Raw genomic sequence first — 13,549 nt, forward strand, 5'->3', positions numbered from 1 at the left:
TTGCCTTTTTTTCTTACTGTACACTTAAATAATTAATATAGTAATTTTTGTTCAGTTCAACAGGAGTGCTTTTCTTAAGCTTTACTGTCTGCCATTCTTCAGTTGGGTTTATCGTCTGATCTCCGTTGATAATGATCGGAAGTTTCAAGTTTTTCACAACATTCGTGTATCTGAATTTCAAAGTGTCTCCATTTTGAGTATATTCAAGAGTAGGGATCTTAATAGTTCTCAGATATTGATCAAAAACAGTGGAGAAATCAATCCCTGATTTTGATGAAATATAATCTTCAATCTGTTTTGTAGTAACCGTTTGATGATAGAAATCCTTGCCTAATCCTCTTAAAATCTGTCTGAATTTTTCATCATTATTAATTACCTGTCTTATTGTGTGAATCATGTTGGCTCCTTTCGGATACATATCTCCGCTGCCTTCGTTTCTTACTCCATATTTTCCGATAATAGGGATGTCATTTTTTATTCCTTTTCGGATACCTTGAGCATAGATTTCAGCAGATTTTTTGTCCATATATTTTTCCGTGAAAAGAGTCTCGGAATAATTGGTGAAACTTTCATGAATCCACATATCAGCCTGGTCTTTTGCTGTAATATTATTGGCAAACCATTCATGGCCGCTTTCATGAATAATAATAAAATCCCAGTTTAACCCAACTCCTGTCCCTGAAAGATCTCTGCCAAGATAGCCGTTCTGATATTTGTTTCCATAAGCTACATTACTCTGATGTTCCATGCCAAGATGAGGAGATTCTACAAGTTTGTATGAATCTTCATAAAACGGATACGGACCAAACCAGTATTCAAATGCGGAGAGCATAGGTTTTACCTGTTGAAACTGTTTTTTTGCCTTATCCAGATTATAGTCTATTACCCAATAATCCAGATCTAGTTTTCCTTTTTCACCCTCAAATATATCTTTAAAATTTACATATTTTCCTATACTTGGGATAATGGAGTAGGCGTTAATAGGGTTTTTAACCTCCCAGGTATAAGTAGTTTTATTGCCAGTTATTTTTTTATCAGTTAGTCTTCCGTTACCCACACCTACTAAGTCATTAGGAGTTATAATTTTCATAATGATTCCGTTATCAGGTTCGTCGCTCCAGATATCTTTGGTAGGAAGCCATATGGAAGCTCCTATTCCTTCGTCAGCAGCAGTCATCCATGGATTCCCTTTTTCATCTTTAGTGAAAACCCATCCGCCATCCCAAGGAGCATTCTTTGCAATCTGAGGATTTCCGGAATAGTCAACATCAATCGTATATTTTTCACCCTTTTTAAACTTTTTCTTAGTAGTGATAAATATAAAATCACCATCCTGTTTAGAGCTGGCAATAGGAAAGCTAGCTGTAATTTTTCCAGCTTTCATCGGCTGCTGAAGATCAATCTGAAATATAGGATTAGTGACATCCTTTATAATCTCAAGGCTGATCCTGTTGGTTCCTTTAATGCTTTTCTGCTCAAAATCAGGTTCTACGGAAAGATTATATTTCTTAACATCCCAAAAATCTCTGAATGGGGTATTGGAACCTTTCAATGTATCTTGTTTGGTATAAACCTTATCTTTTTCAAAGAACTGCCCGAAAGCAAGCCCTGAAACCAATAAAATGGTGTATGACAACTTTTTCATGTAAAATTAAATTAATAATCTTTTCAAAAGTATAAAATTAAATTAACAGCCGGATGAAGATAATATGAAAATACCGGCTAAATTTTCTTAGATGTATAAAAAAAACCCGGCTAATGCCGGGCTGTAATATAAAAAGGGAATTTTTATTTTTTAATGAATTTCAGATTTGAAGTAGTTCCCTTATCTTCAATTGAAATAATATAAGCTCCAGTGCTCAGTCTTGAAACAGAAATTTTGTTATCTGAGATCTGACCGCTCATTACTTTCTGGCCTGCCATATTCGTAATTGAGAATTGCGCCTTAGAAGAAACCTGAGTTACATTCAATACATCACTTACCGGGTTAGGGAAGATCTGGATAGAAGCTTTGTCTTTTACTACATCATTTGTAGAAAGCTGTGCCTGAATAGTTACAGGATAGTCCTCTATTTCACCATATTCCTGGCTATTACAGCCATCTGCTGGTTGGTTTTCGTAGGCAAGAGCAACCCTCATTATGATATTTTTCCCTGTATAAGCATCCATAGGAACAGAGAATGTTCCGGAAACAGGAGTTATTTTATTAGGAAGGCTGGTGAAAATCATTTCAGAGTCAGAGAAAATACCATCCCTATTGAAATCTATCCAAGCGGATACTCCATCATTATATTTTGTAGAAGTTGACCAGCTTTTGGTAACACTAATTGTATTGCCTGAGCTTCCAGGAACCAGGGTAATTAATTTTGTTGGGTCATTGGTAAAGTTTGAGTAAGGAGTGGCTACCGTAGTATTAGAAATAGCGGCCATTCCTACTGGAGTTACAGTGATATTAGAAATGTACTCATCAGAAGAATTTGTTCCGGTTGCTCCACAAAGGGAATAAGGGAGTGTCGTAAAATTATTGGATGTAGAATAGCTTCCAGTCTCAGATCCGCAAATATTAGCAAGCTGAATTTCATATGCCGTAGCTTCATCTAATCCGGACAGATAGTAAGAATTGGTTGCCACAGGAACGGTTGTCCATGTTGGAGTTCCTGTTTTTCTATACATGAAGGAGTATGTTGCGTTTTGTAGTGCAGGCCAGTTCACATTTACTGTAGATTTTGTGATTCCGGAAACTGTAATTCCTGTTGGAGTAGCTGTTGTACATGCATTTGCTGAGGCAGATACGGAGGCAGATCCTATAGCATAAAATACATTGTCAATGGCGCTTACTCTGATTTTTAAATTGGTGCCTGTAGCAAGTGAAGAGAATGAAAATGGTTCAGCTCCATCGTTAGGTGTAGAGGCAGCCACCATGTTCCAGGTTGCTCCATTGTCTGTTGTGTAGTCTATTTTAACATTCTGTACATTATATGGGGCATTGCTTGTATTCACTACATCCCAAGTAATGGCTCCCGGCGTATTGTTATAAACCGTGGACGAAGTTATTTTAAAAGGCCCGTCGTTCATTACATTTAGCCTTATCAGTGAGCTTTGTGTCTGTTGTTGGTTAACTACTGGATGATTATCTCTTGCAGTTATCTTGAAGTTCATAGTTCTGGGAACATTGGATACGGTTTCCCAACCGGGGATATTAACCAAAGTACCTTGGAGAACATTGGCTAATGCTGGAAAATAACGAGTAGGTGAAGTAGTTGGCATCAGAGATCTGAAGTTAGCTCCGTTATTATGGGTGTCACTTACCGGCCCAAAAGTAACGGAGGCAAGATCATATTGCTCCCATGTGTAGGTCATTGGATCGTTTTCAGCATCAGTTACTGAGGCTGTTAATGCGAAGGCTGTTCCTTTTGGAATAGCTTTGTTGAGAAGAGGTTGTATTGTTGGTGGAGTATTATTAACCGTGACAATCGTTCCGCATGTCTGGGAACCTGTATAAGCCTGTACCTCTTCAATATTTTTGGTATGGAAATAAGCATCAGAATGCAGTTGAACATCAGCGTCAGTGATTCCTGCATACCCCATAATAGTTGATCCGGAGCCAGGTTCCATATGAGCTCCGTGAAGGGCGAGCGACATAGTGTGTGCCCCTCCAAATTGATGTCCTATTTCATGAGCCACAAAGTCTATATCAAAGCTGTCCCCAAAAGGTTCGTTAGCAACACTGGGAGAGGTAATTCCTGCCCCTTTTGACGTTGCATCAGTATTACTGGCTGGGTTTCGGCATACATTTCCAACATCACCGGCACTTCCACCACCACCTTTATGTCCGAAAAGATGTCCGATATCATAGGCATCATTACCTACTCCTGGAGTGTTGGTAAGAGTTTGTTGAAGTTGAAGATTCCAGGCAGCCGGAGCTCCAGTGGTAACAGTAGTGTAAGGGTCAGTAACAGGGTTAGTAAATATTAACTGAGGAAGATCCTGAACAATCATATGAATACCGAAGTCTTTTTCAAATACTCCATTTACTCTATTTATAGAAGCGTTTATACGGGCAACAGCCTGAGGGACACCACCTGCAAGTTGGGTATATTCACCTGTTACAGACATGGCAAGTCTGTAAGTTCTATATTTTTGGTTATTGCTCTTATTGGTAGATCCTGCACCATTTAAACTGTTTTTAGTTTTTATAAACTGCTTCATATCCTTTTTTGATTGTGCAGATTCAGATGTCTTGCACTCAAAAGGATCTTCATGTGACTTATTGGTCTTAAAAAATACTCCGTAAATATCTTTTTCTTTGTTGACAGGTTCTATGAATTCATATTTTCCTGTATTAGCATCAAATAGCATAGACTGGAAATCATCAGGAGCAGTACTGAATCTAATTTGTTTGTTAGGATCATCTATTCCTACTCCGGAATAGGCTCCCAACTGATATCTTTCTGCCATTGATTTAGCAACTGTCGGAGAGCTGTAAACGGAAAATCTTTCAATTTTTCCATTAGCTGTAGGTAATGAAACAACTATTGGAGCACCGCCAGCTCCTGCTTCCGGAGCATTTTTTAAAGCATCTCTTAGGGAAGCAAGATCAAACTTATAAGCATATTCGATTTTGACTTCTTTCCTGATAGGAGTAACCTTTTCAGATACTGGAATCCAACGCTGTGCCTGTAAACCAGTAAAGCTTAAAGCAAGAGCGCAAACAAGAATAATTTTCTTTTTCATATAAATTTTTAATAAATTCAATTAATGCATGTAAAAATAACAAATGTTTTCATTTATTTTTGATTTTATTTAGTGTAAATTTTATTTTTTTTAGTTTTAATTAAATTCATGCTTATTTTGAATAAATTATTGTATGGATTGATTGTGTGTATTATATTGATATTTATTGAATATATAAGAGTAAATGAATGGAAATGTAGTAAAAATAAAAATGCCGACCTTCCAGTGGAAGATCGGCATTTAGTTAAATTTTATGATAGAATAATTTCTTATTCTTTTATAAGTTTATTTTTGTACAGCAGGGAGGTTTCCATTGCTTTTCTGTACTCTTTTATACGTAAAGGTACACATCATAATACTGAATTCATATAAGATGAGTAATGGGAAAGCCGCCATCAGCATACTTAATACATCCGCAGGAGTAATAATTGCTGCAACTACCATGATTAATACAATAGCATGACGACGGTAGGTTTTCATAAATAAAGGAGTAAGAATTCCAATGCTGGTTAGGAAATAGATCAGAATAGGGAATAGGAAAATAACACCCATACCTAAAACTACCTGTAAAAATAACGTAGTATAATCGCTCAGGTCATAAAGAGGAACAATGATATCAGAAATTTTAAAGATTACCCCAAAATTAACTGCGAAAGGAAGAATTAAAAAGTATCCGCATAAAACTCCGGTCATGAAAAGCATCCATACAGCATTAATAATATAGATAGAATTCTTTTTCTCTCTCGGATGTAAAGCTGGACCAATGAAACGCCACAATTCCCAAACGATATAAGGAAATGCAGCCACCATTCCACCGAAAACGGAAACGGCCATCATTACATTGAACTGCTGATATAATCTTTGTACACGTACCGGGAAATCCTTCGGAAGATGAATACTGTCTTCCCCCAAAAGCAACCTTGAGAAATGATTAACAATTCTGAAGGTAGGGAAATCATTTCTGGTAGGCCCAAAAAAGATATGGTCCATAATCCAGTTGATATTGAAACCAACCGCGAAGGCTGCAATGATGATAGCAATAATCGAACGGACCAAATGCCCTCTTAATTCTCCAATATGCCCAAGAAAGGACATGTCTTTTTTATTGTCCATATAATAGAATCTGTCCAAATGCCAGCCGGAAAGGCAAGCAGTTTAAGTCTGCGAAATTATGAAATAATAATCAGTATTTAGAATTTATTAGTCAAGAATTTGTACAGTGTTATGTTACAGATTGTTGATGTATTTATAATAATACTTTTGAATGTAAAAACAGACAGCTTTTTGAGCTGTCTGTTACAATTATATCCGGATTAATTATTAATTTTTCAAAATCTTCAATACCTTTTCTGCTACGGCAGCCCCGGATTGAGGGTTTTGTCCAGTCACCAGATTTCCGTCAGTCACGGCAAAAGGAAGAAAATCCTGCTCAGCTTTTACATATTGAGCTCCTCTGCTTTTCAATACATCTTCTGTAAGATAAGGCATGTGATCTGCCAATTCTGCGGCAATTTCTTCTGAATTTGAAAAACCTGTTACCGTTTTTCCCTGAATCAACAGTTCTCCGTTGGAAAGTTTAATATTGAAAAGTCCTACAGCTCCATGGCATACAGATGATACAATCCCTCCATCTTCATAAATACTGCGAGCTATTTCCTGCAATTCTATATTGTCTGGAAAATCCCAAACTACACCATGTCCACCTGCATAATAAATGATATTATAATCTTTAGGATTAATATCACTCGGTGTAAAAGTATTTCCTAATTTATTTCTGAATGTTTCATCAGCATAGTATTTCCAGTCTATAGGCTGCACAAACATTTGCAGAGATATAGGATCGAGAGGAGTGTAACCCCCTTTTGGACTTACAAAATCTATTTCATAGCCCTGTTCTTCCAGTTTTTCATAGAAATGAACTGCTTCGCCCAGCCATAGGCCTGTTGCTCTTTCCATATCAGGGTATTTTTCCACACTTGTCACTACGATTAATGCTTTCTTTTTCATTGGTATTATTGTTAAAAATTATAATACAAAGGTGGGATTTTTGAGAGAGCTATTACAAGGATATACCTCAAAAAAAAGATGTGACCTGTGTCACATCTTTATACATATAATCGGCTTAATGTTTCTCTTGAAACTCCCAGATAGCTTGCAATAAGCTGTTTCGGAATATGATCTATAAAACCGGGATATTGCTTAATAAAATCTTCATAACGCTCCTTGGCAGATTTACTCATTAATGAAAGAATCCTCTGCTGCAGAGCTACATATCCGAAATTAGATTTTACCCTGAAAAAGTGCTCTATTGCAGGGACTTTTAAACAAAGCATATTTAAATCTTCATAAGAGATAGCATATACTTCAGCATCTTCAATACAATCAATTGCCAGTGATGAAGGTTCTTGCTTGAAAAATCCTGCAAAATCCGAAATCCACCAGTTAGAAGCTGCAAACTGAAGAATATGCTCCTTTCCAGTATTATCTATGAAGCTGCTCTTAAGAATGCCTTTTTCTATAAGAAAAATCTCGTGTACAGGCTGATGTTCCTGTATCAGAAACTGCCTTTTCCGGAATCTTTTTTTTACAAAGAAGCTTTGAATGATTTCAAACTCATCATCTGTGGGATTAATGATGGTCTGAATATGCTCTTTTAGAAAATGGCTCATCTTATGTTAATGATTAGTTGATGCCTTCATCCAATAACGTATGCAGATCAATGATCCCGAAATATTTTCCGTTTTCAGTAACTACCAGCTGACCGATATTATTGCCTTTTAAGACTTTCATTGCCTCTTTGGCAAGCGCTTCTTTTGCAATAGTCCTTGGATTTGCAGACATGATATCTTTGGCGAGAACCTTAGTGATATCTTCTCCGTTCATCAACATTCTTCTTAAATCCCCATCGGTAATAACTCCAATAATCTGATCTTCATTGGTGACAACGGTAATTCCATGGCTTGATGCACTAATGGAAATAATAACATCCCTAATAGGTGCATCCTCTGAAACCTGAGGTTTTTGTGAAGAAAGGAATTGTTCAACCCTGGAAGTTAAATTTTTACCCAGACTTCCCCCAGGATGAAATTTAGCAAAATCGTTAGCTTTGAATTCATTCAATTCCATTAAAGCCACAGCAAGAGCATCTCCCAATGCCATTTGGATAGTAGTAGAACTTGTAGGAGCAAGTTTATTAGGACAAGCTTCTACATCAACATGAGTATCCAGAATAACTTCTGAAAATTCAGCCAACTTACTGCTTTTATTCCCTGTCATTCCAATTAATGCAGAAGAATAGTCCTTTAAATAAGGTACAAGATTGGCTATTTCAGGAGAATTTCCAGAATTGGAGATACAAAGCACCACATCCTGTTTCTGGATCACACCCAAATCACCGTGAATAGCTTCCGAAGCATGCAAAAATTGAGATGGCGTTCCCGTAGAGTTCAATGTAGCAACAATTTTATTACCTACATGTGCAGATTTCCCAATTCCTACTACAATTAATTTCCCTTTTGCAGAGTGAATAATCTCTACTGCATGGGCAAATTGGTCGTCAATCCTGTTTTTTAATTTTTCTAATTCTAAAATTTCAATTTCTAAAGTACTTTTAGCAATTGATATAATGTTGGTTCTATCCATTTTATGACAATAAGGTATACAAAAAAGTTTTCGAAAAACGTTATATTTTAAAAACAATATTTAATATAAATTTTATTTTTTATAAATTCGTTCGCTTTTATTTTAAGCAGAATTTTTATAACTTTGGGTTAGATGCAAATTTAGCAATAGAAAATTAGATGAGCGCAAAAAAAGCCAATTTATCAGGCGAATTGAAAAAGTATTTTGGGTTTTCTACATTTAAGGGACAGCAAGAACAGATTATAGAAAACCTATTGAATGGGAAGGATATATTTGTATTGATGCCTACAGGTGGTGGTAAATCATTATGTTATCAGCTTCCGGCACTTATTTCGGAGGGAACAGCAATTGTTGTTTCACCTTTAATAGCGTTAATGAAGAATCAGGTGGATGCCGTAAACGGACTTTCATCCGAGGATGGGGTAGCGCATGTATTAAATTCATCATTAAACAAGACACAGACAAAACAGGTTTTCGACGATATTAAAAGCGGGAAAACCAAACTTTTGTATGTTGCTCCAGAATCATTGATTAAAGATGACTATCTTGACTTTTTAAAAGACGTTAAGATTTCTTTCTTTGCTATTGATGAGGCTCACTGTATTTCAGAGTGGGGACATGATTTCAGACCGGAATACAGAAACCTTAAACAGATTATTGATAAGATCGCCAGTGTACCTGTGATTGCCCTTACGGCTACAGCTACACCGAAGGTGCAGGATGATATTCAGAAAACACTGGGCATGACGAATGCTTTGGTGTTTAAAGAAAGTTTCAATCGGCCGAATTTATATTACGAGGTAACTCCTAAAATTAATATAGATAAGGAGATTGTTAAATTTATCAACCAGCATAAAGGAAAATCAGGGATTGTATATTGTCTGAGCAGAAGAAAAGTGGAGGAATTTGCCCAGCTTTTGCAGGTTAATGGAATCAATGCCCTTCCTTATCATGCAGGTCTTGATCAGAAAGTAAGAGTGGCCAATCAGGATAAATTCCTGATGGAAGAAGTGGATGTAATTGTAGCAACCATAGCTTTTGGGATGGGAATCGACAAACCGGATGTACGTTTTGTTATTCACTATGATTTCCCGAAATCTTTGGAAAGTTATTATCAGGAAACCGGGAGAGCAGGAAGAGATGGTGGTGAAGGCCATTGTCTCGCATTCTATGATCCTAAAGATATTGAGAAACTTGAAAAATTCCTGGCTCAGAAACCTGTGTCCGAAAGAGAAATTGGATTACAGCTTTTAAATGAAGTAGTAGGTTATGCTGAAACTTCTATGAGCAGAAGACAATATATTCTCTATTATTTTGGAGAAAGCTTTGATCCGGTGAAAGGAGATGGAGCAAGCATGTGTGATAACTCATCCAATCCTCCGAAATTAAAAGATGCCACAGCAGATTTAACAAAAGCACTTGAACTGATTAAAGATACAGGCGAAAAATTTAAATCAAAAGATCTGATTGCTGTTATAGTAGGAAAAGAAAACGCCGTTACCAAGTCTTATAAACTTGAACAGAATCGTTATTTCGGTTTTGGAAAAGAAGAAAAAGATAACTATTGGAAAACGATTCTAAGGCAGGCAACCGTTCAGAATTTTTTACAAAAAGATATTGAAACATATGGTGTTTTAAAGACTACTGAAAAAGCCAGAAATGTATTAGATGGTAAATCTAAAGAGGTTTTCTTAATTGCTGAAGACAGAGAGTTTGATCTTACACAAGCTAAGGCAGATAGCGATCAGTTGCAGCAGCAAGCCGGCGGCGGTTTAGATCAAAAACTGTTTAATCTATTAAAAGAATTAAGGAAAAAAGTAGCCAAAAAACACGGGATTCCACCTTACACGGTATTTATGGATCCAAGTTTGGAGGATATGACCGTTCAGTATCCGATTACGGCAGATGAAATCAACAAGATTTATGGAGTTGGAGAAGGGAAAGCCAAGAAATATGGTAAAGAATTCGCTGATTATATTAAAACATATGTTGAGGACAACAATATAGAACGTACCCAGGATATGGTATTGAAACAGGTGGCTAATAAATCCAGCCATAAGGTTTTCATTATCCAAAGCACTGATAAAAAGATTGATCTTGAAGATATTGCAAGAGCCAAGAATCTTTCTATGGATGAACTTCTGAAAGAAATGGAAAGAATTGTTTATCAGGGAACAAAACTTAATATAGACTATTATATCGAAGATAATTTTGACGAAGATATCGTAGACGGCTTTATGGAATTTATGAACGAATCTGAAAGTGACAGCATGAAGATTTTACTGGATGAATTTGGAGATGAATTGTCTGATGAAGAAGTAAGAATGCTGAGAATTAAATTTATCAGTGACGTTGCTAACTAAGGATTGATATATAAAAAAATAAAAAAGCTCTTCAACTGAAGAGCTTTTTTATTGTAATTTAGAGGAAGCTAACAAACTATACTGAATGCAATTTTTAAAGAAAAACTATACTATAATTTTATTTTTTCTCATAATAAGTGTATTCGCCTATGATTATTTTACACGGCAGGATTTCAAGGGAAATTATAGGAAAACCGGAGCGTATGCCATTGGTAAAATATATGGAATTAAAGAATATGGAAGGGGTACAGGCTATTATTATCTGTATACATTTAAAGTAGGTGATAAAGAGTATAAAGATAGATCTGATGGAGAGTTGCCTTTTTCTAAAGGGCCAAGAAATGTAGATAAACGGTTTTTAGTAGTATACTTAAGAAATAATATACATAATAACGTTCTTTATATAACCATTCCTGTACATGATAGTGTGAAAAATAATTTTGAGCTAGAGAAGTGGTTTTTAGGCCATCCAGAAATTAATCCTAAATTAGATTCAATTCCTGGTACTGGATTTTTCTTTGAAAATTATTTTTAAAACAATATACACGCATAGATCTTATGCATGAAGTAAAATAATTAGTGCATTCGGAGCATAAAAAAAATTCAAAACTCTTTCAAACATCAACGTAATTAGTGGGATAATTTTACACATTCAATTTTATCGGAGATAACATCCTTGCACCTTAAAGCAAGAGCCATTCAGTCTTCCAACATACAAATCTTTCCTAGCTGAGATTGTTTTTCCTTACTCGCATGATTGATGTAACGGTGGACTTATAGGTATAGAAAATCTTCAGGACTCCAATATTTGAAACATAATGAAACTTTTTAGTAACTTTAACTGATGAAAAAAATATCTGTCATATTTATTCTGCCGGATCTAGAAACCGGGGGCGCAGAAAGAATAGTTACCACTATAGCAAATCATCTTTCCAGGGATCGTTTTGAGCCTAAGATTTTGCTGTTGCGTAAACAGGGCGGATATTTAAATTTCCTGAAAAAAGATGTTGAAATTATCGACATTAATACTGAGAGAATCAGACATTCTTTAAAGCCAATTTTAGGGGAAATCTACAGAAGAAAACCTGATATCGTTTTTTCCGGTTTTGGAGAAGTAAATGCCTATCTATCATTATTCATCAGGCTTTTTCCGAGAACAAAATTCATTGCCAGGGAAACGAATGTAGTTACTCAGCATGTTACCAGAAAGGAAATTAAATTTTTCTATAATTTTTACAATAACTATCAGAAGATCATTGCTCAAAGTGATGATATGATGAAAGATCTGGTTGATAATTTTAAGATTAAAAAGAAGAAAATTGTCAAGATCAATAATCCAGTGGACTTTGATTTTATTGATGATAAACTGAGTATTGCCTTAAAACCTGAAGGATTTAAATACAATTATAAGAATGTTGTAGCCATTGGTAATTTATCAGCCAGAAAAGGATTTGATAATTTGCTAAAAGTGTTTTCAAGGCTCAAAAGTGAAAATATCATGCTTCATATTTTGGGTGATGGAAAAGACAAAGAGGTTCTGCTTCAGATGAAAGAGTTTTTAGGATTAAAAAATGTTATTTTTCATGGCAGACAGGATAATCCTTATCAATTCTTAAAGTATGCGGATCTGTTTATTTTATCTTCAAGATACGAAGGTTTTCCTAATGTACTTTTGGAAGCTGGAGCTTGCGGAACCTATTCGTTAGCTAATAATTGTCCTGGAGGAATAAACGAAATCATCCAGCATAATATAAATGGTGAAATAGCCAATATTGAAAACTATGATGATTTTGCCCAGCAAATCATAAAAGTTATGCACGAGAATTATAATCGTGATGCCATCAAGAACTCTATAAAATCCAGATTTTCAAAGAATATTATATTGGACAAATATGAGAAAGTTTTGTTGGATTTAATGAAGTAGTATTTCCATATTTGTCTTATAGAGCTTTATTTTCTTAGATTTGAAATCTGATAAAATAAATGATAATGACGAAAATCGCACAAATAGGATGCGCTTGTGAAAAACCTGATTCTAGCTATACTGAATATAGAAGTTCGGAATTAGGGATAGATCATACTAACGGAAGATATGGAGAAGTAACAATTCAACAGTGCAAGTTATGCCAGAGAATATGGATTCATTATTTTGTTGAATATGAAAGCTTTTCCAAATCAGGAAGATGGTACAAAGGAATTGTTTCGAAGAAAGATCGTTCACAGATAACCCCGGAAAATGCAGTGGAGTACTTAGAAAACGTGGAATGGTATGTATATGGAGGTTCATTTTTTGAAAGTACTGGCACAATTGGACATGGAAAGTTGAATGTGTAGTATTTTGTGCTGGTTTAATAAAAATAAGTTGTACAATTAAATATCAAGTCCATGAAGCCACTTATAATTATTTTTATGCTGAATGCTGTTGTCGTAATGGCTCAGCAGAAGTCAATCTCCAGGAAAGAATTATTAAAAACAGCCATTGATCAGAAAGTGAAATCCACAGAGATTCAGGAAATAACAATGGCAGCAGGACAAGGTGCCCCCAAACATTTGCACCCCTGTCCCGTTTTAGGAATAATAAATTCAGGAGAAGCCGTTTTTCAGATAGAAGGGCAAGAGAAAGTGGTACTTCATGAGGGAGATGCTTTTTATGAACCTAAAAATGCAAAAATCCTCCATTTTGATAATGCATCAGCTGAAAAACCACTTGTCTTTACTGCAATTTATCTGAAGGCAGGGAGTGAGGAGAATATAAAATTCATAAAATAACATTTTTCATAAAACTAAAGCATATAATTATCATTTTTAAA

11 protein-coding genes are annotated in these 13,549 nt (G+C 35.5%); 5 read left to right on the forward strand and 6 right to left on the reverse strand.

The window, feature by feature from the left end; genetic code table 11:
- Positions 1–13: 13 nt before the first annotated feature.
- The 6 genes from BLS98_RS10200 to BLS98_RS10225 form a co-directional block, all read right to left on the reverse strand.
- Positions 14–1,645, reverse strand: a complete 1,632-nt coding sequence (locus BLS98_RS10200; protein ID WP_089736137.1) for a M1 family metallopeptidase — start codon at positions 1,643–1,645, stop codon at positions 14–16.
- 143 nt (positions 1,646–1,788) lie between these two features.
- Positions 1,789–4,734, reverse strand: coding sequence for a reprolysin-like metallopeptidase (locus BLS98_RS10205; RefSeq protein WP_089736139.1), 2,946 nt, complete (start codon positions 4,732–4,734; stop codon positions 1,789–1,791).
- Positions 4,735–5,019: 285 nt separating this feature from the next.
- Positions 5,020–5,847 carry a twin-arginine translocase subunit TatC gene (tatC, locus tag BLS98_RS10210; protein ID WP_089736141.1) on the reverse strand — a complete coding sequence of 276 codons (828 nt, stop codon included), beginning with the start codon at positions 5,845–5,847 and terminating at the stop codon, positions 5,020–5,022.
- 207 nt (positions 5,848–6,054) lie between these two features.
- The gene (locus BLS98_RS10215; protein WP_089736143.1) at positions 6,055–6,741 is read right to left on the reverse strand and encodes a type 1 glutamine amidotransferase domain-containing protein; all 687 of its coding nucleotides are present in this window, start codon (positions 6,739–6,741) and stop codon (positions 6,055–6,057) included.
- 98 nt (positions 6,742–6,839) lie between these two features.
- Positions 6,840–7,403: a Crp/Fnr family transcriptional regulator gene (locus tag BLS98_RS10220; RefSeq protein ID WP_089736145.1), complete on the reverse strand. Its 564-nt coding sequence runs from the start codon at positions 7,401–7,403 to the stop codon at positions 6,840–6,842.
- 13 nt (positions 7,404–7,416) lie between these two features.
- Positions 7,417–8,376, reverse strand: a complete 960-nt coding sequence (locus BLS98_RS10225; protein ID WP_089736147.1) for a KpsF/GutQ family sugar-phosphate isomerase — start codon at positions 8,374–8,376, stop codon at positions 7,417–7,419.
- 158 nt (positions 8,377–8,534) lie between these two features.
- On the opposite strand from BLS98_RS10225, the gene recQ reads away from it, so the two are divergent.
- The 5 genes from recQ (at position 8,535) to BLS98_RS10250 (ending at position 13,508) form a co-directional block, all read left to right on the forward strand.
- Positions 8,535–10,739 carry a DNA helicase RecQ gene (gene recQ / locus BLS98_RS10230; protein ID WP_089736150.1) on the forward strand — a complete coding sequence of 735 codons (2,205 nt, stop codon included), beginning with the start codon at positions 8,535–8,537 and terminating at the stop codon, positions 10,737–10,739.
- Positions 10,740–10,824: 85 nt separating this feature from the next.
- Entirely contained in the window at positions 10,825–11,274 is a 450-nt protein-coding gene (locus BLS98_RS10235; RefSeq protein ID WP_089736153.1) for a hypothetical protein, read from the forward strand.
- A gap of 309 nt (positions 11,275–11,583) precedes the next feature.
- Entirely contained in the window at positions 11,584–12,663 is a 1,080-nt protein-coding gene (locus BLS98_RS10240) for a glycosyltransferase (RefSeq protein ID WP_089736155.1), read from the forward strand.
- Positions 12,664–12,728: 65 nt separating this feature from the next.
- Positions 12,729–13,073: a hypothetical protein gene (locus tag BLS98_RS10245; protein WP_089736156.1), complete on the forward strand. Its 345-nt coding sequence runs from the start codon at positions 12,729–12,731 to the stop codon at positions 13,071–13,073.
- Between the two features lie 51 nt (positions 13,074–13,124).
- Positions 13,125–13,508: a cupin domain-containing protein gene (locus BLS98_RS10250; RefSeq protein WP_228425181.1), complete on the forward strand. Its 384-nt coding sequence runs from the start codon at positions 13,125–13,127 to the stop codon at positions 13,506–13,508.
- Positions 13,509–13,549 lie beyond the last annotated feature (41 nt).

This window comes from Chryseobacterium jejuense (genome assembly GCF_900100075.1).
Classification (GTDB): domain Bacteria; phylum Bacteroidota; class Bacteroidia; order Flavobacteriales; family Weeksellaceae; genus Chryseobacterium; species Chryseobacterium jejuense.